Origin of the sequence: Achromobacter sp. (genome assembly GCF_032102605.1) — a bacterium.
Classification (GTDB): domain Bacteria; phylum Pseudomonadota; class Gammaproteobacteria; order Burkholderiales; family Burkholderiaceae_B; genus Achromobacter.
In genome coordinates this window covers 75,729-100,437 of the sequence record NZ_DAMDGT010000011.1, presented here as the reverse complement: position 1 = coordinate 100,437, position 24,709 = coordinate 75,729, and the positions used below count along the sequence as shown (strand labels likewise).

The following is a 24,709-nucleotide window of genomic DNA, read 5'->3' as shown; positions in this document are numbered from 1 at the left end:
CCCAATCAGCCAGGCTCGCCGCCGAACAAATCCGCTTGGCGCGGATCCGCCGCAGTCAGGTCATAGCCGATCTCCCCCGCAACCTCGCGCAGAATCGCCTGGGCAAGGTTGAAGGCGGTATTCGCCGCGGGGACGCCGGCGTAGATCGCGTTCTGCAGCAGCACTTCCTTCAGCTCTTCGGGCGTCAGGCGCGAGTCGTCGGTGGCTGTAAGGGCGGCGCGCACGTGCAGCTCGAATTCCTCCCAGCGCGCCAGCGACAGCGTGACGGCCAGCACCATCATGCGGCGCGACTTGCGCGGCAGGCCGTCTCGGCTCCAGATGTCGTGCCAGGCGTAGCGCGTGATCATGTTCTGGTATTCGGCGGTAAAGCCGGTGGCGCGCGACAGCGAGCGCTCGACCCAGGCGTCCCCCAAAACGGCGCGGCGGTTGGCCAATCCTTTGTCAAAATCGTCCTTACGGCTCATGGTGTCTCCTGCTGTGGTGAGTTTGGCGAGCATAAACGCAAAACGCCGGCGCGCATCTGCACACCGGCGTTCTGGCCATCAGGTGATCCGCGATCAGTTCACATTGATGTTGTTGGACTTGACCACGGCATCCCAGCGCGTCTGCTCGTCGCTGACGAACTTGGTGAAGTCGGCCGAGCTGCTGCCCACGGGCGTGAGGCCCAGCTTGCCCAGCTTCTCGCGGGTTTCCGGGCGCTGCAGGGTCTTCTGGATCACGTCCTGCAGCTTGGCGACCACCTCGGGCGGGGTGCCAGCCGGCAGGAAGAAGCCGTTCCATTCGACCACGTCGAAGTCGGACATGCCCGCTTCGGCCACGGTGGGCACGTTGGGCAGTTCGGGCATGCGCTTGGCCGACGACACGGCCAGGGCCTTGAGCTTGCCGGTCGTGACGTAGTTCAGGCTGGATGCCGCGTTGGCGAAGTAGACGTCGACCTGGCCGCCCATGACGTCCACGATGGCCGGGGCGCCGCCCTTGTAGGGCACGTGCACGGCTTCGATCTTCGCGTCTTTCTTCAGCAGTTCGCCCGCCATCTGGGCCAGGCTGCCCGGGCCGTAGGACGCGTAGGTGTAGCGGTTGGGGCTGGCCTGCGCGGCCTTGATGAAGTCGGGCAGCGTGTTGAAGGCCGAGCCGGGCGCGGCCACCAGGATGTTGGGCACGCTGACGGCCTGCGACACGGGGATGAAATCCTTCTTCGCGTCGTAGGGCAGCTTGCGCAGCACCGGGTTGATCGAGAATGCCGAGGCGTCGTACAGCACGGTGTAGCCATCGGCCTTGGCGCGGGCCACGAAGGCGGCGCCGATCGAGCCGCTTGCGCCGCCCTTGTTTTCGATGACCACGCTCTGGCCCAGCACTTCACCCATGCCCTGGGCGATGATGCGCGCGGCGTTGTCCGCGCCGCCGCCGGCCGAGTACGGCACGACCACGGTGATGGCTTGCGACGGATAGTCGGCCGCGACGGATGCGCCGGCGAAGCTCAGCCCGAAGCCGGCGATGAGCGCGGCGCGGATCAGGGTTGCTTTGTTTTTCATGTCTTCTCACTTCTCCCGTGCAGGGGGTACAAAAAAATAATTGGAATAGTCGTGCATCGCGCGACCGCTGATATTCCGGCCGGACGGGCCGGGGCAATCAGACGGTCGCGATGGGGTTGACCGGCGCGCCGACCAGACCGGGCACATACATGGGCGCCGCGGTCAGGAAGAAGGCGTGCCGGCCGCGCTGGCGCAGCCAATGCGCCAGCGGGGTCAGGTGCCAGAGCTCGCCCAGCGGCAAGCCCAGCTTGAATAGGCACTGTTCGTGCAAAGGAAGCAGCGGGCCGCGCTCGGCGGACAGGCTGTGGTTGCGCAGTTCGACCGCGTGATTGTCGGCAGCGATGGCTGCGATGCGGCTGCTCTTGATCCACGCCAGCAGCTCGGGATCGTCGCCGTCAAGCACGCAGCAGCTGGTCTTGAGCCGGTGCTGTTCGTCATCGGGCAGCGTCAAGGCCAGGTCGGCCAGGCCGGTATGCAGGCACAGCACGTCGCCGGGCCGCACGGTCACGCCGTCGGCCTGCATCACGCGTTGCAGATCGGCCAGGCTGATCTTGCGCTGTTCGTCGCCGAAGTGCGCGCGCAGGTCCACCATCACGCCGCGGCCCTGGATGCCGTGGCGCGCCATGGGCGCGATCGACAGGTCGCGGGTGCCAGTGAAGCCTTCAGTGGCGGGCTTGCTCACGGTGAAGCCGTTGTAGCCGGTGGGCCGCGCCTCGCCGTTGCCCTGGGCGTCGTAGAGCGAGCCGACGTGGCCAAGGGCGTCCCATTGCGTGGAGTATTGCGGCGAGATCGTGACGCTGTCGTCGCTGATCACGTCGGTCGCGCCGGGCACGTCGGTGGCCAGCGGATAACGGTAGACAGGCACGCCGTTCTTTTCGGCCGGGCGGATCACGGGGCCCTTGCGGCGCGGGTTCAGCACCGGCGCGCGCGGCACGGTCAAAGGCAGACTGAGCGAAAACGAAATGCCTTCGCGCACCTCGGCGATCGCGGCCAGGCGGGTAGGCGCGTCAAGATGGTTCAGCGTGCCGAGCTGGTCGTCGTCGCCGAAATCGCCCCAGTTCGACCCGGCGGGCCGCTGGTGGTATCGCTGCTGGCTCATCGCCATGTCTCCTCGCGCCGCGTCTTGTATGGCGCGCTTTGTTCTTCAGGCCGGCGGCTGGGCCGCCGGCGTCTTTCTTTATCGCGACGGTGCGTTCAGCGCACCGCCTCCCGGCCCATCAGGGCGTCGATGTCCTGCTCGCCATAGCCCAGGCCAGCCAGGATTTCCCGGCTGTGTTCACCCAGCGTCGGTGCGCCGATGCGGGCCGGGGCTGCGGTGTCGTGCACCGTGCCGTCCGGAGCGAAATGCGCCCATTGGGCCAGGCCAACATAGTTACCGGCCGCCGGGTTGGACAGGGGCTGCATGAAGCCCATGGCCTGCACCTGCGCATGGTCGAACATGTCTTCGACGCGATTTACCACGGCGCAGGGCACGCTCTGGCCGAACAGCTCGGCCCATTCGGCGGCGCCGCGCTGCGCCAGCGCTTCGCGCACCCGCGGGATCAGCACGTCAGCCTGGGCCGCGCGTTTCTTGACGGTATCGTAGTCGGGGTGTTCGGCCAATTCGGCAAGGCCCAAATGGCCGCACAGCGAACGCCAGAAGTGCGGCGTGTTGGCCGAGATGTAGAGATGGCCTTCGCGCGTGGGGTGTATCCCGGTGATGCCGCCCGAACGCATGTCGCGTTCGATGTGGCGCGGCTCGCCCTCGGCCCACACCAGGCGCGCCGACTGCATCGCCAGCGCGCTGCCAAGCAGCGACACTTCGATGGCCTGGCCGCGGCCGGTTTTCTCGCGCTGATACAGCGCCGCGGCGACGCTGTTGGAAATCAGCGCGGCGCCGTAGTAATCGACTACCGATCCATAGAGGATCTCGGGCGGGCCGTCGGCCTTGCCCTGCGAGGCGCACATGCCCGTCATGGACTGCAGCACCTGGTCATAGCCGGCATGCCCCGCCATCGGGCCGGCCGCGCCGTAGCCCGTCATGGCGCAATACACCAGGCGCGGGTTGATCGCAGCCAGCGTGGCGAAATCGATGCGCAGCCGTTCGGGCACGCCCGGGCGGAAGTTGTGGACCAGCACGTCGGCCTCGCGCACCAGACGCGTCAGCACTTCGTAGCCGGCCTCGTCCTTCAGGTTCAGGCAAAGCCCGCGCTTGTTGCGGTTGATGCCCAGGAAGGCGCGGCTTTCGCTGGCCAGTGTCGACGGATACTTGCGCAGATTGTCGCCTTCGGGCGGCTCGATCTTGATCACTTCGGCGCCCATGTCGCCCAGCAGCGCGCAGCCGTAGGGGCCGGCGATGTAGGCGCTCAGGTCCAGCACTTTGACGCCGGACAGCGGCAGGGAAGATTCGGCAGGGTGTTGCATCGTGCGAGTCACTCAGTCTTGCGGATTCGGGAAGGGATTCAGGCGTGTCCGGCGGCCAGCAGCACGTCCTCGGCGCGGCGCACGAAGGGCGCGTCGATCATGCGGCCGTCAAGCAGGAAAGCGCCCATGCCCGCGTGTTCCCGGCTGGCCTCGACGATGCGACGGGCCTGCTCGATCTCGTCGGCCGAGAAGCCGAATTCCTCGTTGGCGATGGCGATCTGGCTGGGGTGGATGCACGACTTGCCCAGGAAACCCAGCGAGCGGGCCAGGCGCGCCTCGGCCCGAAAACCGTCCGCGTCTTTCACGCGGGCATAGGCGGCATCGAGCGCGAACTTGCCGGAAGCGCCGGCAGCCAGGCGAACCGCCAGCATGATCGGGCGCAGCGTTTCGGGCGCATAGCGGGCGATGCCCAGCGGCTCGAACAGATCGGCCAGGCCCAGTTGCAGGCCGCAGACGCGCTCATGCGCGGCGGCCAGTTCGGCGGCGCGGGCCAGCGCCTGCGGGGTCTCGATATTGACGAGGAAGCTGCCCTGGAACCCGGCGGCGCTGGCGCGCGTCACGGCGTCCTGCACCGACGCGGCGTCCTGCGTCTTCGGCACGTTCAGAATGTCAAACGGCACGCCGCCCAGCACGGCCAGGTCGTCGGCGTAATAGGGGGTATCGGAGGCATTGATGCGGACGATAATTTTCTTGGCATGCGCGGCGCCTGCCTGCTTGCCAAGCCAATCGGCCAGGATGGCGCGCGCCTCGGCCTTGCGTTCCGGCGCGACGGCGTCCTCGAGGTCGAAGGAAATCGCGTCGGCGGCGCTGGCCATGGCCTTATCGAACAGTTCCGGGCGTGACGCCGGGACGAATAGCTTGCTTTTCATGGTTGTCTCCTGGCCGGATTGTGGCGCGGGGGCAAGCTGGGTTGGGCGAGCTGGGTTACGATCAAACGATAGAATATCTATCATCATGAACACCGATTTCCTTCAAACGCTTGTCGCCGTGGCCCGCCACGGCTCCATGGCCGAGGCCGCGCGCCGGCTCGGTGTTACGCATGGCGCGGTGGCGCAGCAGATCCGTGCGCTCGAGCAGGAACTGGGCGCGCCGCTGGTGGCGCGCGCCGGCCGCACCGTGCACCTCACCGCCAAGGCGGCCGAATTGCTGGCGCCCGTCCAGGACGTGCTGGCCAGCCTGGAACAGATCCGCTACCTGGCGCGTTCCGGCGAGGTGATGGGTGAATTGCGGCTCGGCGCGGGCAACACGGCGCTCAATTCCATGGTGCCGGCCATCCTGGAACACCTTGTGGCGCGCCATCCGCTGGTGAACGTGGCGCTCACGCCCGGCCATTCGGCGCGTTTCTATCCGGCGGTGGAAGCCGGCGAACTGGACGCGGCCATCGCGCTGGAAGCCCCGTATCCGCTGGCCAAGAGCCTGGGCTGGCAACTGCTGCGCGAAGAGCCCTATGTGCTGGCGGTGGCGCCGCGGCTGGCGGGGCGCGATCCGCATGCCCTGCTCGCCAGCGAGCCATTCATTCGCTATCAGCGCAACGATTGGGGCGGCCGCCACGTGGACGACTACCTGAAGCGGGTCGGCATCACGCCGCGGGACCGCTTCGAGCTCAATGCGATCGAGGCCATTGCGGTGATGGTCAGCCGCGACCTGGGCGTGGCGATCCTGCCGTTGGCGACCAACCACGCGATCGAGCGCCTGGGGCTGGCGGTGTTGCCGCTTCCGGCGCCGTGCGAGCCGCGCCGCTTCGGCCTGATCTGGCCGCGGGGGTCGTCGCGGCTGGCGCTGATTCAAGCGTTTCGCGACATTGCGATCGTGGAATACGCCAGGGCGGGCGGCGCTCAGGTTGCGTCGGGGCTTTGATCCAGCTCTACAGATTTGCCAGCGCTGGCTTCGTAGCGCCAGCGGAAATACTCCGAGGTATCTGGGCCACTTCAATCCGATTGCGTCCCTCCGCCTTTCCTCGGTACAGCGCGGTATCGGCTTGCCGAAGCGCGTCATCCAGCGCATGCGCGCCGTGGAATGGCGGGGAAATTCCAATGGTGACCGTGCAACGCAGCAAATCACCCGCACCGGCCACTTTGATCGCCTGGCTTTCAACGCTGGCACGCAGCCGCTCTGCCAGGCCCATGACACCGTCGCCGTCCGTTTCCAGGAAGACAGCCACAAACTCTTCTCCGCCAATACGACCCGTCAAGTCGCCACGGCGCACCGTTGCGCGCAGCAAGTCTGCAATGCGGCACAAGACCTCGTCGCCGGCCTGGTGCCCGTAGGTGTCATTGATCAGCTTGAAATGGTCGACGTCCAGCAGCAGCAGGTAGGCAGGCGCGGCATGCCGGTTATTGAAATGCAGCTGCATCGCATCCGTCAGCCCTCTGCGATTGAGCAGATCTGTCATGGGATCACGGGCCGCCATATTGCGCAGGCTGTCCGTCAGCCGCCGCAGCACCAGCCAGACAATCGACGGCGGCACGATGGTGGCCAGCGTTGACATGTAGATGTAGAAGATCATTTGAAAGCGGCTGTCCATGTGCAGCGCATCCAGGCCGCCCTCCACGATTTTCATGAACTTCAGCGCATTGAGGACGCATATCCCGCTGATCAGCAACGCGAAAAAAATCATTTCGCCGTGCAGGTCTTTTGCAAAGGTGCGCACACCGTAGATGACGGTCAGGGTCATCGCAAAGAAAAGCAGGGTTGCCATCGCAGCAAGCATGGCGTAGCGCGCGGCGGGCCCGGCGTTCCACTGCACCAGCAGTTGCGCAATGCCATAGACCACGGCAAACGCCATCAACGGACGCCACAACGGCACCTGACGCCCAAAGAATCGCATCGCGCCAAGCCAGTAGGCGATTGGGGCGGCCAGCGTGAGGATGTGGTTGACGACGCTCATCAGGCTCCAGGCGGGGCCTCCTTCAACCAGTTGCAGGATGTAGGCCAACGCCAGCAGCAGATTGCCGACGGCGAAGAAATCCATCCCCATCCTGTTGCCAGGCAGGCGACGGCTGATAAGCAAAAACATGCCTGAAAAGCACAACAGGTGTGCACACAGCATGCCGACCAGAGTGGATGCAACCATGAAGGGACGTCGAGAGGGGAAGCGGAATTCCTGCGCAATGCTGCCAGGCCGCGATCAGGCGACACCTTAACCGAGGAAAGCCGAATCAGGTCAAGTTCGGCTTCTGAATTGGTTCAGATCGAAATTGACCTCGGCGCGGCTCGCGCCATCGTCGCCTGCCCCATGGCGTCCCCAGGCCCCTTCGAATGGCGGCTGCGGCCAACCAATCCCTTATCCGCGGCCAGCCTGAAACTCAACCGCAATTTGTAATCACGCCGCCGCGGGGCGCGCAGCATCCGCGCCCCGCTCCCTGCCCATTCTTCAAAGATGCAACGCCATGGCCGGATCGCTGACGCCGTGCTTGCCGTTCTCCATGCGACCGGCGAAGCGCCGCTCGAAGCCGTCCGCCGCGACGGTGAAGTCGTACCAGTTGCTGTTTTCCGCGATGGACCAATGGTGCTCGGCCACGGCGCCCGGTTCCACCGCCAGTACCCACGGGCCGTCTGACCGGTAGGCGTTGGCCTGCATCGAGACCTGCATGCTCGCCGCACCGTGGTTGGCCACTTTTACATACAGCGCGCTGCCGGCGGGTTCATAGCAGACCTGCACCTCCATCGGCACGCCGCGCTGCGTGTTGCCCGAGAACGCGCGCACGAAGCCATTGCTGCTGTAGACCCACAGGTCATAGTCGCCGCCGTCCCAGGTGTCGGAGAGGGTCTTGCCTGCTTCCACGGTGTAGCGGCGGGGAATGAGGTCCAGCCGGCGCTTGTCGTAGACGTGGAAGACCGCGCCCACATTGCCGGTGTTGCTGAACAGCAGTTCGACGGCGCCGTTCTGTCCGATGCGAGCGCTGGTGTGCAGCTCGTACGGCAGCGCGCGGGAGAGGCGCGTGCCGGGCTCCTGGAACAGGGGCTGCGGCGTGGCGGGCGCCTGGGTGATGGAGGTGGTGGGCAGCAGGTTCTGCGCCGCGTTGATCGCCGCAAAGTTGCTGGTGTCCGGCAGCTTGGGCACGCTGGCGTCGTTGGGGCTGACGAAGTCGAAGCACGAGGTAAGGTCGCCGCACACCGCGCGATGCCACGGGCTGATGGCGTCGACCGTGATGCCGAAGCGCTGCTCCAGGAATCGCCCCACCGAGGTGTGGTCGAACACCTGAGAATTGACCCAGCCGCCCTTGCTCCACGGCGACACCACGTACATCGGCACGCGGGAGCTCAGGCCCCACGGACGGGTCTTGCCGGTGGTGGTGTCCTCGGCCTTCAGGTAGTTGCCCACCGAGGCATCGAAGTACAGGCCTTCCAGCGGCACCGTGGATTTGCCCATCAGGACGCCGTTGGCGTCAAACGACGGCACCGACGGCATGGCCAGATGGTCGAAAAAGCCATCGTTTTCGTCGAACGTCACGAAGACGGCGGTCTTGCTCCAGACTTCGGGGTTGGAGGTCAACGCGTCCAGCACGTCGGAAATGAAGTCGGCCGCGCCCGCCACGCCCTGGCTGCTGCCGGGATGCTCGGCCAGGTCCTGCGTGGGCAGCACCCATGACACCTGGGGCAACGTCCCGTTCGTCACGTCCTGCTTCAGCTGGGCAAGGAAGTTGACGGCGCCGTCGGTCTTTTCGGGGCCGCCCGTCAGGCCATGTTCATAGATGGGCGAACCCGGCTGCGCGGTACGGAAACTCTGGAATGCCAGGCAGCCGTGCATGGCGCCCGTCCAGTTGTTGTTCATGTTCTGGTAGATGTGCCAGCTGACGCCGGCGCGCTGCAGCAGGTCCGGCAGCGTGTCCCACTTGAAGGGCGTGTTCTTGTACTGATAGTTGTAGGCGCCGGCCACGGTGTCGAACTGGCCCGAGCCGTCCGGTTCCTGCGCGCGGCCCGCCACCCAGTTGGACGGGCTGGGCCAGCAGCGCGAGTTCACGGGTTCGGAATCGGCGTCGGTGCAATTGATGCCCATCTTGCGCAATTCCGGATTGAAGTTCGATCCCGACCAGAACACGATGCGGTTGGGATCCGTGCCGGTCAGGATGGAACAGTGATAGCCGTCGCAAACGGTGAAGGCATCGGCCAGCGCGAACTGGAAGGGAATGTCGTCGCGCATGTAGAAGCCCATCGTCGCCTGGTTCTTGAACTGAATCCAGCGGTCCATCTTTCCCTGGTTCCAGGCCGCCTGCTGGTCAGGAAAATTATGGGGGGTGCCCGAGCCGATCAGTGCCTTGCCGATACGCGAATCGCGCCGGAACGGCTGGATGTCCTGGCCGCCATTGGGATCGGGCTGGAAGAACACCGATTTGCCGTTGGCCAGCGGAATCGGGAAGCGGTCTCCGAAGCCGCGCACGCCGCGCATCGTGCCGAAGTAGTGATCGAAGCTGCGGTTTTCCTGCATGAGGATGACGATGTGCTTGATGTCCTGGATCGTGCCGGTCTCGACCGCGGCGGGCACCGCCAGGGCGCGCTGGATCGACGCGGGCAGGAACGCCATCGCGGACAACGCGCCGGCGGTCTTGGCCGAGGCGCGGATGAACTGCCGGCGTCCCGGTTGGGCCAGGTCGGCGTCGGGGTATTGCGGAGTGTTGGGCTTGGTCATGAGGCTACTCGTGCGAAGGATTGGACGGGGACGTTCAAGGCGCGCAGCGCAGTTGCGGGGCGGGAGGCGTTGGGCCGGGCTGTTCGACCTCGGGAGGCGCAGGCGCGCCGTCGTCCGAATCGTCGTCGCCGCCACAGGCGGCTAGGGTCAGGCTTAGGGCAATGGCCGCGGCAAGGGCGCGGCCTGGTGCGAAATACGTCATGGCGGACTCCTGGACTGGGAAGGTTCAGGCACGCAGAGTAGGCACCGCACATGACAGACAAATGAAAAACGCTCATTTTTGTTTTTATGTTTTTTGAGTTTTGTTCAGATAAAATGCGCACGACTCGGACGCCCTATCCGGGCTTCCGCGCACCGTCTCAACCACGCCCTTGTCCGGGCTTTCCTGGCTTGCCATGAATCGTATTGAAAGCGCCGCCCTGCTCTCTTGCCCCGACGTTTCGGCGAAGGAACCGCCCTGGGCCTCGCGCTCGCGCGGCCTGATCCTGGATCTGGACGGCACGCTGGTGAGCGGCCACGAAGTGCTTCCCGGCGCCCCGCAATTGCTGGCCCGCTGGTCTGGCCGGTACGTCGTCGTCTCGAACAATTCCACCGACACGGCGGCGCGCCTGGCGCCGCGGCTGCAGGCGCTGGGCCTGTCCATTCAGGCGGATGCGCTGGTGCTTGCGGGGGAACAGGCCTTGCGGCATATCGCGCGCAAGCATCCGCATGCCCGTCTGCTGCTGTGCGGATCCGACGTCCTGCGGGAATGCGCCGCGCGACTGGGCCTCGCGCTGGTGTCCCGCGAGGCCGACATCGTGCTGCTGGCGCGCGATCTGGCGTTTTCCTATGCCACGCTGCAAACGCTGTCCATCGAACTGGCGCGCGGCGCCGTCCTGATGGTGAGCAACGGCGACTTCACCCATCCCGGTCCGCAGGGCCTGCTGGTGCCCGAAACCGGCGCGCTGCTACAAGCCGTGCAGGCTTGCGCGCCCGGCGTGCGCCCGATCATTCTGGGCAAGCCGGCGCCAATGCTGTTCGAAGAAGGACTTCGCAGATTGAACGTGCCGCCTGAAGACGTCACGGTCATTGGCGACAACGCGCGCACCGATGCGAAGGGGGCCGTGTCGCTGGGGATGGGATATTTGCTGGTGGGCGACACGCCCGAGGCGGACGCAGCGAACGTGGCAGGCCTGATGCTGGCTGCGCCGCCACGGCGCCATGCGCTGCCGGCACGCGCCGCGACGGATCAGTAGCGCTTGTTCGACAGGACGTCGAACGTGCTGCGCAGGGTCGACACGGCCTTGTCGTAATCAGACAGCGCCAGGCAGGCGATGAGCGTGTCGATGATGGCCAGCTGCGCAAGGCGGCTGGTCATCGCCTCGGTGCGAAAGCGCGTCTCGCGCGACATGGTGTGCAGCACGACGTCTGCATGTTCCTGGATCGGCGACTTGCCGAAGTTGGTGATGCAGATCGTGCGCGCGCCGGCCTCTTTGGCCAGCCGCGTCGCCAGCACCGTTTCATGCGTGCTGCCCGAATGCGAGATGGTCAGCACCGCGACGTCCGGGCCGGTCAGCGACGCGCTGATGGCCTGCACGTGCGAATCCGTGACCGCCGTGGCATGCAGCCCGATGCGCAGCATGCGGTAATGGGCGTCATGGGCGATGACCGCCGAGCTGCCGATGCCGTAGATCTCGACGCGCCGGGCCCCGCGGATCAGTTCCACCGCGGCCGTCAGCGCGGCGATGTCCAGCACCGATTCGGTTTCCTGCAGGGTCTGGATGTTGCTGTGGAAAATCTTGCTGACGACCTCGGCAGGCGTGTCCCGGGCATCCAGGTCTTCGTGGATGTACTGCACGGGCTGCACGATCTGCTGCGCCAGCGCGATCTTCAGTTGCTGAAAGCCCGTGGCGCCTAGCAGCTTGCAAAAGCCCACCACGCTGCCTTCGCTGCTCTGCGTGCGCTCCGCAACCTCGCTGACCGACATGTGCACCACCTCGGCCGGATGGCGAATGACGAATTCCCCGATGCGCTGCGACGCCGCGCCCATCGACGGCAAGAGGCTCTGGATGCGCGCCAGCATGGCCTGCGGCGGCGTTTCGACGGCGACGGGCGGCGTTCGGGAAGATCGTTTGGATGTGGTCATGACGGCCGGCAGGCGCCGTTACTCCGACTGCGCGGATTCGCTCAGCGACTTCAGCACGGTCCAGCCGGATTCGATGTGCTTGCGCATGGCCAGCATGGCCGCGGACGCGTCGCCCGAGGCGAAGGCCTGCAGGATTTCCTCGTGCTCGCGCACGGCGTGCTCGCCGCGGCCGGACGCCGAGTTGATCAGGTCGAAGGGATAGCGCGCCCACAGGATCTGCACGAAATGCAGGGTTTGCGGCAGTTGGGCGATGTCGTAGAGCTGGCGGTGGAAGCGGTAGTTGATGCCCCGCGCGGTGGCGCGGTCGCCGCTTTCAAAGGACTTGGCGAAGTCGTCGGCCAGGATGCGCAGTTCGGCGATGTCCTGGGTGGTGATGCGTTCGATCGCGGCGCGGACGAGCTGCGATTCCAGCAACAGGCGCAATTGCAGGATTTCGGCCGACGCGCCGGCGTCGAAAGGCACGACGCGCGCGCCGCGGTAGGAATCGCCGCTGATATAGCCTTCGGCTTCCAGCAGCTTCAGCGCTTCGCGCACTGGCGTGATGCTCAGCCGCAACTGTTCGGCGATTTCGGCCTGCTTCAGGCGCGAGCCACGGGGAAATACGCCCGAGATGATGCGCTCGCGCAGATAGTCAGCGACCTGTTCCTCTTTTGTTCGGTATTCCATCGATTAAGCCTGAGTGGCCCGGACGAACCGGATAAAGCTGCTTGCAGGCCGCAAAGCCCCTGTGGGCCCGATTCTAACCGTTAAGCCATGGCCGCACCCACCGAATCCGCAGCGATGCGCCGCGCCTGTTCGACCACCGGCTTGTCGATCATCTTGCCGTCCACGGCGGTGGCTGCGCCGCCGCTGGCCTCGAACGCAGCCAGCACCCGCTGCGCCCAGGCAAGTTCGGTTTCGGTCGGCAGCCAGGCGGCGTTGACCTCTGCCACCTGGCGTGGATGGATGCATAACTTGCCGCCGAACCCAAGCTGGCGGGAGCGGCGGGCGTCGGCCCGCATCCGGTCCGGATCGGTGAACTCCAGGCTGACGCCGTCGACGGGCGCGGCGAGACCCGCATGGCGCGACGCCAGCACGATCGCCGTGCGTATGGCCGTCATCGCGTCGCCCTCGTCGGCAATGCCGCTGTCCATGGCGAAGTCCACGCTGCCGAAGGCAATGCGTTCCACGCCCGGCAGGCACGCGATCGCCTGCAGGTCCATATACCCCGCCACGGACTCCAGCAGCGCGATGATCCGCCGACCGGGCAACGCCTGGACCACCATCGCCAGCGAAACCTCGTCGGCCTTGGGTAGCATGACTGCGGCGTGCGGCAGCTTGCGCAGCGCCGCGATGTCGTCCTGGTGCCAGGGCGTGTCGGCGGGATTGATGCGCACGCAGGCCCGGCCGCCCCCGGCCAGCCAGGCCGCAACATGGGCCCGAGCCTGTTCCTTGGCGCCCGGGGCCACGGCGTCTTCCAGGTCCACGATGACCTCGTGCGCGCCGCTGGCAAGCGCGCGGTCGTAGCGTTCGGGACGATCCCCGGGAACGAACAGCAGGCTGCGGGCGGGTCGGTTCACGGCGGGCTCACTCGAAGACGACATCGTTGGAATTGGTGATCCGGCAAAAGCGTTGCAGGCTCTTGATCGCGTTGTCATGTTCTTCCGTGGTCAGGCCGCAGCAGCAGTCGTCCAGCACGATCATCTCGTAGTCGCGGTCGTGTCCTTCGCGGACGGTGGCTTGCACCACCGCGTTGGTGGAAATGCCCGAGCAGTAGATCCGCTTGATGCCGTTCGCGCGCAGGATGGCTTCAAGGCTGGTGCTGTAGAACGGGCTGACGCGGTGCTTGACGATGTCGAAATCCTGCGGCTCGCGGCCCAGGTCGGGATGCACTTCGGTGCCCCATTCGCCCAGCTTGAAGACGCCGTTCTTGCGCGCGCCCGAGAAGATGGGCGAATTGGGCGGGCATTCGCGGTAGTCCGGCGAAAACCCCACGCGCACGAAGCCGATGTGCAGGCCCGCGGCGCGCGCCTTGTCCACGGCGCGGCGCGTGTTTTCCAGGATGCCGCGGGCGCGCACTTGCTCGCCATAGGCCGCGCGGCCGTTGGGTCCGTCGGCATGGACCAGGTCGTTCTCCATGTCCAGCACCAGGTAGATGGCGTCTTTCATCGGGAAATCCTCAAGGTTGTCGGGTTTGGTGGGTGTTTCGATGGCTGCGGGCCGGCATGGTTACAGGATCACTTCGCGCGCTTCCAGGTCCGCGCGCTGCGCCGAGTCCAGCCCCAGCAGTTCGCCGAACACGTAATCCTCATCCTGCCCCAATGCGGGCGTCAAGCGCCGGATGCCGATCTGGTCCGTCCTGCTGAACCGTGCCGGCGCGCCCACCGCCAGACGCGCGGGAATACCGGGCGCCTCGACGGGCGTCACGGCGCCGCGCGCCTGCAGATGCGTGTCCGATGCGATGTCCTGCATGGTCCATGACACGTGCGCCGGCACGCCGGCCTGCTGCAGTCGTTCGGCGACGGACTCCGCGTCGCAGGACGCCAGCCATTGCGTAATCAGTTGGTCCACTTCCGCGCGGTGCGCCAGGCGCGCGCCGGCGCTAGCGTAGCGGGCGTCTGCGCCCTCCTTGCCCAAAACGCCGACCAGCGCCTGCCATTGCGCGTCCGTCCTGACGGCAAGGGTCAGCCAGCGGTCGGGCTGGGCCGTGGGATAGACGCCATGCGGGGACATCGCCAGGTCCGCGTTGCCCGGACGCTGCGGCTCGATGCCCAGGCTGGCCAGGACCAGTGCGTCGCCGATCATGGCTGACGCGACTTCGCGCGCGGCCAGGTCCACGTGCTGCGCGTGGCCCGTGCGCCTGCGCTGGTGCAGCGCCGCCACGGTGGCCAGGGCGGCGTGCGCACCGGCGGCGTGGTCCATCACATGGCGCATTTCGACGGGCGGCCCGTCGCTGTACCCGCTCATCCATCCCAGGCCGCCCCAGGCGCCGAAGAGTGGTGCATACCCGGCAAAGTGGGAATCGGGCCCGCTCTGTCCGCAGGACGACAGGGACAGCAGCACGAGATCGGCTTTTATCTTGCAGAGGTCGTCAAAGCTTAGCCCCAGCCGCGTCATGACGCCGGGGCGGAAGCTCTCGGCCGCCACGTCCGACAGCGCGACAATCCGCTTGGCCAAGGCCACCGCCTCAGGCTGCTTCAGGTTGAGGCGCACGGACAGCTTGTTCGCAGATACCTGGTCGAACGTCGCGGCGGACATGCGCCCGTAGACGGCGTGCGGCTTGCGGAAGGCGTCCGGCCGCGTCCGGCTTTCGATCTTGATGCACTCGGCGCCAAGCTGCGACAGCAGGTGCGTGCAGAACGGGCCCGCCGCGTGGATCGTGAAGTCGGCGATGCGCACGCCGGCAAGGGGCGCCCGCAGGGCGGGGGTCTGTTTCCCGATGGGTGATTCGGACTGCGTCATGCGGATGCCTCCTGCGCCATCTCGCCCAAGGGCGGGACGCGCCCCTTCCTTGGCAAGGGCGTACAACGGAATTGAAACGGCGCGACCAGGATGCCGGCCTCGCGGCCGCTGGCCAGCTCGGCCGGCGCGAACAGGCCGCGCGCCGCTTCCTGTTCGCCATTCACCACTTCGGCCGGCATGCGGTACTTGGCGGCCGGCACGCCCAGTTCCTGCGCGCGCCGCACGATGTCCTCGACGGGATGGCGCGCCATCCACTCGCGGATGTGGCCATTGAGCTCATCGCCGCGACGGCTGCGCTCGAGCGGATCGCGCAGGCCGGGATCCGCCGCCCAAGCGGGGCTGCCCAGCAGTTGCACCAGCGACGCCCATTGCCGGTCTTCCAGCGTCAGCAGTTCGATGAAGCCGTCCTGCGCTTCGAACACGCCGCCATAGCGGAAGCGCCGGCTGGTGCGGTGCTCCAGGGACCCATCGCCCAGCCGCTGCAAGGCGAACGCCCCTACCGACAGGACGGCGTCCTGCACCGACACGTCTACATACTGCCCGCCGCCCGTGGGCACGGCCCACCACGCCGACAGCGCGCAGAAGGCGGCCATCGCCCCGCCCTGGTAGCCGCCGAAGTGGCCGTAGATCTTCAGGGGCGGTCGGTCGGGGAACAACTCGTTCGACAGGCCGTTGGGTAAAAGAAAGCCTTCCCCGCCCGCATGCAGCAGGTTGACTTCCTCGCCGTCCCAGCCGGCTTTGGGGCCGGCGGCGCCGAACGGCAGGACGCTCACATGGACCAGGTCCGGAAAGCGCCGGCCGATGTCCTGCGGCGCCAGGCCCAGCGCTTCACGATCGATCACCGGCGTGTCGTCGATCAGGATGTCGGCGCGCGCCAGTTCCCGTTCCAGCAACGCGCGGCCGGGCGGCGACGACAGGTCCGCCTCCAGGCTGCGCTTGCCGACGGCTAGATACGCGAACAGCGCGCTCTCGCCGTCGGCGGTCAGGGGTGGCGCCTGCCGCAGCCGCGAACCGCCGGGCGGCTCCAGCATCACGACCTGCGCGCCCAGGGCGGCAAGCATCCGTCCGGCATAGGCGGCCGCCACCGTGTTCGACCGCTCCAGCACGCGGCATCCGGATAACGGCAGCGCGCCGGCTTGTGGCGTTTCGTTGGACTGCATAGGGCTGTCTCGATGGGTTGCGGCCGCGGGCCGGATCAGCGGGTCACGGGCAGTTCAAGATCGACGCCCGATCCGTCCAGGAAGGCCGGCAGCCGCACGTCGCGCGACGGCAGCGCCACCGTGGCGATGCCCGGGGTGGTCAGCTCGCCGCGCTGGTTCTCGGCCGCCAGTTCGATGTCGACGAGTCCCGTGTTGTCCTTCACGTACTTGCGCACCACCTTGCCCTTGCAGAACGTCGTGTCGCCCATGATGTTGAAGCGGCGCATTTCCGTGCGCACGCGCTTGATCACGCCGGCGTCGCCCATCCAGTTGGTCACCAGCGAGCACATCCACGACGAGCGCTGCGGGCCGTAGTCGTAGGTGCCCGGCACGCCGACTTCCTTGGCCACCGATTCGCGGTGATGGCCAATGCCCGTGTATTCCACGCCGCCGCCCGCTTCCGGATTGCGGAAGAAGTGGCCCGGGTGTTTCACTGCCGCCTGCAGCACCACGCCGTGGGTGTGGCCGCGGCCGCAGCCCACCAGGAAGCCCATCGTGTCCATCAGCGACAGCGGGCCGCGAGCGATCGTCGGCAGTTCCTCGCCTTCCTGCACGTCTTCCCAGTAGCGCACGTTGGCGCCCCGGACGTTCTTCGGCTCGTCCAGCACCATCTGGTCGATGCGGTCGCGCTCCTCGTCGGTGTATTCGTGCTGGACGATTTCCTTGTATTTGCCGGTGTCGCGCGCGGCCTTGCGCTCGTGGCGGGTGCAGGTGCCCAGCGCCCGGGCGATCAGTTCGCCGCGCTGGTTGTAGTAGCTGGCTTCCACGTACTGCAGCACCAGGCGGCCCGAGAACTTGCTTTCCTTTTCCTCCACGCCCACCACGCGCTCGATCGCGGTGATGCGGTCGCCGGGACGCACGTGGCGGAACAGTTCCCAGTCGTTGCCGGCGTAGAAACCGTGCACGCCCGGCAGGCCCCAGCGGGTGCGGCCCAGCCAGCCGAACGCCATCGGGAACATGGGGTGGCCCAGGAGCGTGCCGTAGCGCGTGCCCGCGGCGTAGCCGGGGTCGCGGTACAGCGGGTTGAGATCGCCGATGCCGTTGCACCAGTTGCGCAGGGTATCCGCCGTGGCGTCCTGCAGATACGGGCCTTCGGGACGCAGATGCAGCCCGATCATCGCGCGGGCGGCGGCGACGGCCTCGTCCGTGATGCGGCCTTCGGCGGGCGCGTTTCCGACATCGGCTTGGGGAAGACTCATGACGTTGCTCACTTTGTTGCTCCTCGACTTTCAGAGTGAATGCAGAATGCATTCTTTAAGAACCGAAAAAAAAGCGCGCGTTCTGGCGCGGCTGCCTGACTATTCGATACGGATTCCAGCCGCCTTGATGATGGCGCCCCACTTCTGGCGTTCGTCCTTGACGAAGGCATCCAGCTGCGCGGGTTGCATCACCAGCGGTTCGACGCCGATATCCAGCATCTTGCGGCGCGTCTCGGGCTGTTCCAGCACTTGCCGGATGTGTTCGCTCATTTCATGCACGATCCTGGGCGGCGTGCCGCGCGGCGCGAACAGCGCGTCCCAGGCCACCACGTCAAAACCCGGAACGCCCTGCTCCGCCACGGACTTCACGCCGGGGAGCATGTCGCTGGCCTTGAGCGAAGTGATGCCCACCGCTCGCAGCTTGCCGCTGGTGATGTAGGGCCGCGCGGCGGTGACCGTATCGATCACCAGCGGGATCTGTCCGCCCATCGTGTCCGTCAGGGATTGGCCGGACGCCTTGTACTTGACCGCGAACAGCGGCGCCTGCGCGGACTTCACGAATTCGGCAAAGACCACTTGCGCCGTCGTGCTGGGCAGGCCCACGTTCAATGCATTGGGCTTGGCGCGGGCGCGTTCGATCAGCGCCGGCACGCTGTTGGCCGGCAGGTCGGTGTCGGACGTGCAGATGACCATCGGCAAGAGGCCGATCATGGCTACGCCCGAGAAATCCGCCGCGGCGTCGTAACCGGGGGTGGAATAGAGAAATTCGTTTGCCGCGTTCGTGGCGTTGGTGCCGAACAGAAAGGTGTAGCCGTCGCCCGCGGCGCGCGCCGCCGCCGCGGAACCGATGTTGCCGCCCGCGCCCGCCCGGTTTTCGATGACGATAGGCTGGTTCAGCCGCTTGCCCAGTTCCTGCGACACCAGCCGCGCCAGCAGGTCGGCGCCCTGCCCCGCCGCGTACGGCACGATGATGCGGATGGGCTTCTCGGGCCAGGCTTGTGCTGCACCGGCCTGCGGCAGCAGGCACAGCGCCGCCGCCCCCAGCATTGCCGCCATGGCCGCTCGCCGGCCGGAATCAGTCACGGGCTTCATCGATGCGTCCTTTGTTTGATTGGTCATGGCGGTCAGCCATTGAGCGCCAGGCCGGCGCGAGGCCAGCGCGCGGCGAACAGCTGCCCGCGCCCCGACAGGGTGATGTAGGCGCTGCGGCGGTCCGGGCTGCCAAAGCAGATGTTGGTGCAATAGCCTTCGGGCGCCTCGTGGAATTCCAACAGTTCCCCGCCCGGCGAAAACACGCTGATGCCGCCGCGCACTAGCGTAGCGATGCAGATGTTGCCGTTCTCTTCCAGCGCCAACGAATCAAAACGTTGAAAGCCCGGCAGGCCATGCACCAGCCGTCCGCCGTTGGGCGAAGGCCACGGCTCCGTACCCAGGTGGCCGGCCTCGCCGCCCTTGTCCAGGACGGGATACGACCACAGCCGGCTGGTCTCGGTCTCGGTCACGTAAAGCACGCTGCCGTCCGGCGACAGGCCGACGCCGTTGGGCGTCAGCACCGGATGGGCGGCGCGGCGGATGAAGCTGCCGTCGGCGCGCGCGTAATACACCGCGCCGCGCAGGATCCTGTCTTCGAAGGTCTTGCCGAAATCGGTGAACCAGAATCCGCCATGCGTATCGAAGACGATGTCGTTCGGGCCGTGCAGGGGCACGCCGTCGCAATGCGTGTAGAGCGTCTGGACGGCGCCGGTCGACAGATCCACCCGCTGGATGCTGCCGCCCGCGTAGCCCACGGCCGGCCCGGTCGGGCGTGTGAAGCCATCATCGGTGCGCCAGCTGAAGCCGCCGTTGTTGCACACATAGATGAGCCCATCAGGCCCCAGCGCTGCGCCGTTGGGTCCGCCGCCCAGGTCGGCGACCTTGCTCAGTTCGCCATTGGGCAGGACGCGCGTCAGGCGCCCCGCGGCGATCTCCACGACCAGCACGCTGCCGTCCGGCATCGCGACCGGGCCTTCCGGGAATTCGAGTCCCGTGGCCAGGACCTCGCCTTGCAGCTTCAGGTGTTCCATGCGCGTTTCCTTTGCTATGCGTGAGTCGCGTGGGGTTGCGCCTGACCGCGCGCGCCCAGGTAGGCGTCGATGGCGCGCTGCCGCCCTTCCCGGCTGCGCAGCGCCTGTTCGTCCAGTTCGCCCACAATGTGGCCATGTCGCAGCACCCAGGCTCGAACCGCCAGCTTGGCCGCCACGTGAAAGCTCTGCTCGACCAGCAGCGCCGCCAGCTTCTGTTCGCGCTGGATCGCCGCCAGCCGTTCGTACACGCGCGCCACCAGCAGCGGCGCGAGGCCGAGCGACGGTTCGTCCAGCAGCAGCAGGCGCGGACCGGACATCAGGCCGCGGCCGATCGCCAGCATCTGCTGTTCACCGCCGCTGAGAAGGCCCGCTGGCGCGTTGCGCCGCCCCGCGATCTCGGGGAAGAATTCCATGACCATCTCTTCGCGCCGGGCCCGCGTGCGCGCATCGACGAAGTACGAACCCAGGACCAGGTTTTCGCCGACGGTCAGGTCGGTCACGATGGCCCGTCCCTCCGGCACGTACACGATGCCCCGGCGAAAGCGCTGCGCCGCGGTCAGGCCGGTGATGTCCTGTCCGTCCAGGCAGATCCGGCCCTTGGCGGGCTCCAGGCCGGCGATCGCGCGCAGCGTGCTGGACTTGCCCGCCCCGTTGGCGCCCAGCAGCGCGACGACCGACGCCGCGCCCACGGACAGCCCGATGCCATGCACGACCGGACCCGCGCCATAGCGCACCGTCAGCCCTTCCACCGTCAGCAATGCCGAGGCTTCACTCATCCTCGTCTCCCAGGTAGACCCGCACGACGTCGGGATTGCCGCGCACCTGTCCCGGGTTGCCCGAGGCCAGGAGCCTGCCCACGTTCAGCACGTGGATGGTGTCGCACACGTCCATGATCAAGTCCATGTCGTGCTCGACGACCACCAGCACCAGGCCCGGCGCGCGCAGGCGCTTCAAGGCGCTGGACAGGTCGCCAGTTTCAACCGAATTCAGGCCCGCGGCGGGCTCGTCCAGCAGCAGAACTCGGGGATCGCCGACGATCGCCCGCGAGATCTCCGCCAGACGCAGGACGCCGGGCGGAAGCTGCGCGGGGTATTCATCGGCCACCTGCAACACTCCCAACCGTTCCAGCGCGGCCAGGGCGCGTTCGCGGTTGCGCGCGCGTTCGGCCTTGCCGCGGAGCAGCGGCAGGAAGGCATCCAGCCATCCGGCCGACGATTGCCGGTCCAGGCCGATCATCACGTTCTCGGCGATGGTCAGTTCGGGGCACAGGGCCACGTGCTGGAAGCTGCGCGAGAATCCGAGCGCCGCGCGGCCGGGAGGCGGCACGCCTTCCAGGCCCTGGGCTCCCAACCGGATGCTGCCCTGCTGCGGGGAATACAGCCCCGTCAGACAATTGAAGAAGCTAGTCTTGCCCGCGCCGTTCGGACCGATCAGGCCCGTGATTTCGCCCGCCTTCAGGTGCAGGCCGATACTCTGCAGCACCTGGATGCCGCCGAACGACAGCGACAGGTCCTGCACCACCAGCGGATCGCGTTCCAGCGTGGCTTGCGCGTTCATGGATTGCCTCCGTGCAGCCTGGCGCGCACCTTGGCGGGCAGCGCGTTCACGCCCAGCACCACCGCCAGCAGCGCCGATCCGTACAGAATGGGCACCCAGTCGCCCGCGCCCGCCAGCAGCAAGGGCATCAGCGTCAGGAAAAGTCCGCCCAGCAGGCTGCCCAGGATCGACATCGAATACAGGCTGACCACCGAGCCCACCAGCAGGAAGATGGACGTCCACAGCGTGAAGCTGTTGGGCGACACCGTCGACGAACTGAACGACAGCAAGGCGCCCGCGATGGCCGCGATGGATCCGCTGAGCGCCATGCACGACAGGCGCGCCCAGCTTCTGCGAATGCCGAAGGACTCGGCCGCATGCGGCGACGTGCGGATCAGCAGCAGCGCCATCGCCTGGCGCGACCGGCGGAAGTGCCGCAGCAACAGAGCGACCGCAACGAGGCCCGCCAACGGCAGGTAATACCGCTGGGTCTCCTTGGCCAGGCCGGGCAGCGCATCCAGCTTCACGTACAGGCCTTCATAGCCGCCGGACACCGACGAAAAATGCAGCAGCACTTCGGGCAACGCCAGGGCCAGCGCCATCGTGGCCACGGCCAGGTAGATGCCGGACAGGTAGCGCGACGGATAGGCGAACACGAGTCCCAGCATGGCGCCCGCCAGCGCGGCCGCCGGCAGGCTGGCCAGCAGCGACACGCCCAGGTACTTTTCCATCAGCGCCACGGTGTAGGCGCCTGCCGCGACGAATACGCCATGGCCGATCGAGACCTCGCCGCCGTAGCGCACCAGGAAGCTGACCGAAATGATGGCGATGGCGTTGGCAAAGCACAGACCCAGCGTATAGGTCCAGTAGCCGCCGGCCGCCAGGGGCAGCAAGGCCAACGCCAGAACGCCGGCGACGCCCGCGCACGCCATCCAGCGCCGCGGCTGCGCCGGCTGCGCAACCGCCTTGGATTCCGCAAGGCGTTCGGAAGGTGACATGATCACGCTAGACACGGGCGCCTCCCCGGATGGCCAGAACACCCTTCGGGAAGACGTTGAGCACCAGCAGAATCGTCAGCAGCAGATAGGTGTTGTTGAACTCGGCGGACACGTAGAACGACAGCAGGTTCATGATCGCGCCGATGAGAATCCCGCCCAGCACCGCCCCCGGCAGGCTGTTGAAGCCCCCCACCACCGCCGCGGCGAACGCCTGGAGCATGAAGGACGACACGCTGGTGGACGACAGGAACGTGGTGGGCACGATCAGCAATGACGCGATCAGGCCGAGCACGCCCGCCGTCACCCACGAAAAAAGATGGACCCGGCGCAGGTTCAGCCCGCACACGCGGCTGGCGTACGGATTGGCCGACACTGCGCGAAACGCGATGCCGATGCGCGTGCGCTCGATCAGCAGGTACAGCAGCCCGATCGCCAGCGCCGTCGCTCCCAGCACCGCCAGATCGTAGGACGTGACGTGAATAGGCCCGAACTGGCCACGCCACTTGGGCAGCGGCAAGTCCAGCGACACCACGTTGGAACCGAAGAGCAGCTGCGTTGCGCCTTGCGCGATCAGGCCGACGCCCAGCGTGGCGATGGTGCTGGTCAGGTCCGACTTGAAGACCAGCGGCGCGATCAGGAAGTAGCTGACCGCCATCACCGCCACCATGATGACCAGCGTGATGACCACCGCCGCGCCCCACGCAAGGTTGGCGAAGAGGCCCGCCGTGAAGCCGAACACCAGGAACGCCGCCAGGCCCGCCAGGTTGCCATGCGCGAAGTTCACGACGTTCGAGCTCTTGTAGATCAGCACGATGCCGATCGCGCCCATGGCGTACAGGCAGCCGCTGACGACACCCGCCCAGACCAGGCCGACGAAGTCATCCATGGGCCTGCCCCGATTGCCCGGTCGCCTCGGCTGGGCCGTCGCCGCGGTCGATGATTTCGATCACCGACGGGAAGTAGCGGCCGCCCCAGCCGCCGCGGGCCGTGGCGGTGTAGTAGCGCTGCGCCAGCTGCGTGACGTGCGCCGCCAGGCCGGTTTGCGAGGCAAGCTCCAGCACATAGCTCAGGTCCTTGAGCGCGTATTCCGGCGGAAAGGACTTTTCCGGGAATTCGCGCGGCAGCATGGCCTTGCGGCCGTGGTTGCGCAGCACGAAGCTGTCGCCGGAGCCCTTGGATACGGCGTCCAGCAACACCGCCGGCTGCACGCCCGCCCGTTCGCCCAGCACCATCATCTCGGCCAGCGCCACGGTGTTCTCGAACACCAGCGCGTTGTTGATCAGCTTGACGACCTGGCCGCAGCCCACCTCGCCGCAACGCGTCACGTCCGAGCCCATGTAGCGCAGCAGCGGCTCGATGCGCGCATACAGCGCCTCGTCCGCGCCCACCATGATGCTCAGTTCGCCGCGCTGCGCCGCCTCGCGGGTGCGCGCCACCGGCGCGTCGGCAAAGGCGATGCCGCGATTGGCCAGCGCTTTCGCGGTGGCGCGGGCCGAGGCCACGGTCGTGGTGCTCAGGTCCACGATCACGGCGGGGCGGCGCGATCCCGCCGACAGTCCTTCTGCGCCCAGGCAAACCTGTTCCACCTGCGGCCCGCCGGGCAGCGACAGGAAAACCACGTCGGCGCGCTGGGCCACGTCGGCCACGGAGGTGGCGCGCTGTGCGCCGGTGCCTTCAAGCAAGGCATAGGCCTGCTCGTTCATGTCGAAGGCGATGACCTGGCCGGCGTGCTTGACCCCGACGTTGCGGCACATCGGTCCGCCCATCACGCCCAGGCCGATAAAGCCGATCACGGGTGCGTTGTCTGCTGTCATGGTGGCTCCCTTTGCGTTGCCGCCTAGTCCATCCACATGCCGCCGCTGATGTCCAGCGACGTGCCCGTGATCCAGTTCGAGGCCGGCGAGCACAGGAACAGCGCCGCCTGCGCGATATCGTCGGCGTTGCCGTAGCGGCCCAGCGGCACGGTGCCGTTGGCCGACGGCGCGCCACCGCTGGTGACGCTGGCCCACATCGCGGTCTCGACCGGTCCCGGGGCAAGCGTGTTGGCGTATACCCCGTGCGGCGCGCCGGCCTTGGCGATCCAGCGCATCATGCCGTGCACGGCGGCCTTGGACGCCACGTAGGCCGGGCCCGAAGCCACGCCGCCGTTCTTCGCCGCGATCGATCCGGCAGCCAGGATCTTGCCGAAGCCCTGCTTGCACATCAGCGGAAACAGCTTGCGCGCCGGGTTGACCACGCCGCGCACGTTCACCGACATCACCGCGTCCCACTCGTCGTCCGTGCTGTCGCCCAGCGGGGTGCGAGCGATGATGCCCGCGCACAGCACCAGGATGTCCACCTTGCCGTATTCGGCCAGCACCGCGTCGATGACCTGGTCGGTCTCGGCGCGCGAGGTCACGTCGTAGCGGCGGTAATCGATGCCGCCGCCCAGGTCCTGCGACTCGACACGGTCCGTCGCGATCACGCGCGCGCCCGCCTGGCGGAAGGCTTTGGCAATGGCCTGGCCCATGGCGCCCGCGCCCCCCGTGATCAACGCAACCTGGCCCTCAAGATTCGCGGGACCGCTCAAATGCTGTGCCATCTT

Annotated in this window: 25 protein-coding genes; 2 read left to right on the top strand and 23 right to left on the bottom strand. The window is 67.0% G+C overall.

Translation table 11 applies throughout. The annotated features are described in order from the left end of the window. Positions 1–5: 5 nt before the first annotated feature. The 5 genes from RT614_RS22285 to RT614_RS22265 form a co-directional block, all read right to left on the bottom strand. Positions 6–464, bottom strand: coding sequence for a carboxymuconolactone decarboxylase family protein (locus RT614_RS22285; RefSeq protein ID WP_313624322.1), 459 nt, complete (start codon positions 462–464; stop codon positions 6–8). Positions 465–557: 93 nt separating this feature from the next. Further along, entirely contained in the window at positions 558–1,532 is a 975-nt protein-coding gene (locus RT614_RS22280) for a tripartite tricarboxylate transporter substrate binding protein (RefSeq protein WP_313624321.1), read from the bottom strand. 97 nt (positions 1,533–1,629) lie between these two features. Continuing rightward, positions 1,630–2,631 (bottom strand): cyclase family protein, encoded by a 1,002-nt coding sequence (locus RT614_RS22275; RefSeq protein ID WP_313624320.1) that lies wholly within the window; start codon positions 2,629–2,631, stop codon positions 1,630–1,632. A 95-nt stretch (positions 2,632–2,726) separates the two neighbouring features. Continuing rightward, positions 2,727–3,935: a CoA transferase gene (locus RT614_RS22270; RefSeq protein ID WP_313624319.1), complete on the bottom strand. Its 1,209-nt coding sequence runs from the start codon at positions 3,933–3,935 to the stop codon at positions 2,727–2,729. A 38-nt stretch (positions 3,936–3,973) separates the two neighbouring features. Further along, on the bottom strand, positions 3,974–4,804 hold the full coding sequence (locus RT614_RS22265; RefSeq protein WP_313624318.1) for a CoA ester lyase: 831 nt from the start codon (positions 4,802–4,804) through the stop codon (positions 3,974–3,976). 85 nt (positions 4,805–4,889) lie between these two features. Between RT614_RS22265 and RT614_RS22260 the strand changes: the two genes are divergently transcribed. After that, positions 4,890–5,792 carry a LysR family transcriptional regulator gene (locus RT614_RS22260; protein WP_313624317.1) on the top strand — a complete coding sequence of 301 codons (903 nt, stop codon included), beginning with the start codon at positions 4,890–4,892 and terminating at the stop codon, positions 5,790–5,792. Positions 5,793–5,799: 7 nt separating this feature from the next. On the opposite strand, the gene RT614_RS22255 is transcribed toward RT614_RS22260, so the two are convergent. From RT614_RS22255 to RT614_RS22245, 3 genes are all read right to left on the bottom strand, one after another. Then, complete coding sequence (locus tag RT614_RS22255) at positions 5,800–7,008, bottom strand: GGDEF domain-containing protein (RefSeq protein WP_313624316.1); 1,209 nt, start codon at positions 7,006–7,008, stop codon at positions 5,800–5,802. Positions 7,009–7,308: 300 nt separating this feature from the next. Continuing rightward, on the bottom strand, positions 7,309–9,564 hold the full coding sequence (locus RT614_RS22250; RefSeq protein WP_313624314.1) for a phosphocholine-specific phospholipase C: 2,256 nt from the start codon (positions 9,562–9,564) through the stop codon (positions 7,309–7,311). 34 nt (positions 9,565–9,598) lie between these two features. Then, the gene (locus RT614_RS22245; protein WP_313624313.1) at positions 9,599–9,766 is read right to left on the bottom strand and encodes a hypothetical protein; all 168 of its coding nucleotides are present in this window, start codon (positions 9,764–9,766) and stop codon (positions 9,599–9,601) included. Between the two features lie 193 nt (positions 9,767–9,959). Between RT614_RS22245 and RT614_RS22240 the strand changes: the two genes are divergently transcribed. Continuing rightward, positions 9,960–10,799 (top strand): HAD family hydrolase, encoded by an 840-nt coding sequence (locus RT614_RS22240; RefSeq protein WP_313624312.1) that lies wholly within the window; start codon positions 9,960–9,962, stop codon positions 10,797–10,799. Here RT614_RS22240 and RT614_RS22235 read toward each other — a convergent pair. From RT614_RS22235 to RT614_RS22165, 15 genes are all read right to left on the bottom strand, one after another. Continuing rightward, positions 10,793–11,626, bottom strand: a complete 834-nt coding sequence (locus RT614_RS22235; protein WP_409558508.1) for a MurR/RpiR family transcriptional regulator — start codon at positions 11,624–11,626, stop codon at positions 10,793–10,795. The two genes, RT614_RS22240 and RT614_RS22235, sit on opposite strands and share 7 nt — an antisense overlap. 81 nt (positions 11,627–11,707) lie before the next feature. Continuing rightward, positions 11,708–12,355, bottom strand: a complete 648-nt coding sequence (locus tag RT614_RS22230; RefSeq protein WP_313624310.1) for a GntR family transcriptional regulator — start codon at positions 12,353–12,355, stop codon at positions 11,708–11,710. 80 nt (positions 12,356–12,435) lie between these two features. Then, a complete protein-coding gene (locus RT614_RS22225) occupies positions 12,436–13,248 on the bottom strand; it encodes a CoA ester lyase (RefSeq protein ID WP_313624309.1) in 813 nt (270 codons plus the stop codon). Positions 13,249–13,255: 7 nt separating this feature from the next. After that, complete coding sequence (locus RT614_RS22220) at positions 13,256–13,837, bottom strand: cysteine hydrolase (RefSeq protein WP_313624308.1); 582 nt, start codon at positions 13,835–13,837, stop codon at positions 13,256–13,258. 60 nt (positions 13,838–13,897) lie between these two features. Next, the gene (locus RT614_RS22215) at positions 13,898–15,130 is read right to left on the bottom strand and encodes a CoA transferase (RefSeq protein WP_313624307.1); all 1,233 of its coding nucleotides are present in this window, start codon (positions 15,128–15,130) and stop codon (positions 13,898–13,900) included. Further along, on the bottom strand, positions 15,127–16,290 hold the full coding sequence (locus RT614_RS22210) for a CoA transferase (RefSeq protein ID WP_313624306.1): 1,164 nt from the start codon (positions 16,288–16,290) through the stop codon (positions 15,127–15,129). Before RT614_RS22210 ends, RT614_RS22215 begins: the two co-directional genes overlap by 4 nt. A 35-nt stretch (positions 16,291–16,325) precedes the next feature. Next, a complete protein-coding gene (locus RT614_RS22205; RefSeq protein ID WP_313624305.1) occupies positions 16,326–17,528 on the bottom strand; it encodes a MaoC family dehydratase N-terminal domain-containing protein in 1,203 nt (400 codons plus the stop codon). 99 nt (positions 17,529–17,627) lie between these two features. Further along, the gene (locus RT614_RS22200; protein WP_313624304.1) at positions 17,628–18,647 is read right to left on the bottom strand and encodes a Bug family tripartite tricarboxylate transporter substrate binding protein; all 1,020 of its coding nucleotides are present in this window, start codon (positions 18,645–18,647) and stop codon (positions 17,628–17,630) included. A gap of 5 nt (positions 18,648–18,652) precedes the next feature. Continuing rightward, positions 18,653–19,591, bottom strand: a complete 939-nt coding sequence (locus RT614_RS22195; RefSeq protein WP_313624303.1) for an SMP-30/gluconolactonase/LRE family protein — start codon at positions 19,589–19,591, stop codon at positions 18,653–18,655. Between the two features lie 14 nt (positions 19,592–19,605). Further along, a complete protein-coding gene (locus RT614_RS22190; protein WP_313624302.1) occupies positions 19,606–20,367 on the bottom strand; it encodes an ABC transporter ATP-binding protein in 762 nt (253 codons plus the stop codon). Next, positions 20,360–21,148, bottom strand: coding sequence for an ABC transporter ATP-binding protein (locus tag RT614_RS22185; protein WP_313624301.1), 789 nt, complete (start codon positions 21,146–21,148; stop codon positions 20,360–20,362). The genes RT614_RS22190 and RT614_RS22185 overlap by 8 nt, the downstream gene beginning before the upstream one ends. After that, a complete protein-coding gene (locus RT614_RS22180) occupies positions 21,145–22,125 on the bottom strand; it encodes a branched-chain amino acid ABC transporter permease (protein ID WP_313624300.1) in 981 nt (326 codons plus the stop codon). The genes RT614_RS22185 and RT614_RS22180 overlap by 4 nt, the downstream gene beginning before the upstream one ends. A 7-nt stretch (positions 22,126–22,132) precedes the next feature. Beyond that, entirely contained in the window at positions 22,133–23,011 is an 879-nt protein-coding gene (locus RT614_RS22175; RefSeq protein WP_313624299.1) for a branched-chain amino acid ABC transporter permease, read from the bottom strand. Then, positions 23,004–23,939, bottom strand: coding sequence for an NAD(P)-dependent oxidoreductase (locus tag RT614_RS22170; RefSeq protein ID WP_313624298.1), 936 nt, complete (start codon positions 23,937–23,939; stop codon positions 23,004–23,006). The genes RT614_RS22175 and RT614_RS22170 overlap by 8 nt, the downstream gene beginning before the upstream one ends. Before the next feature lie 23 nt (positions 23,940–23,962). Beyond that, positions 23,963–24,706, bottom strand: coding sequence for an SDR family oxidoreductase (locus RT614_RS22165; protein ID WP_313624297.1), 744 nt, complete (start codon positions 24,704–24,706; stop codon positions 23,963–23,965). Between the last annotated feature and the right edge of the window lie 3 nt (positions 24,707–24,709).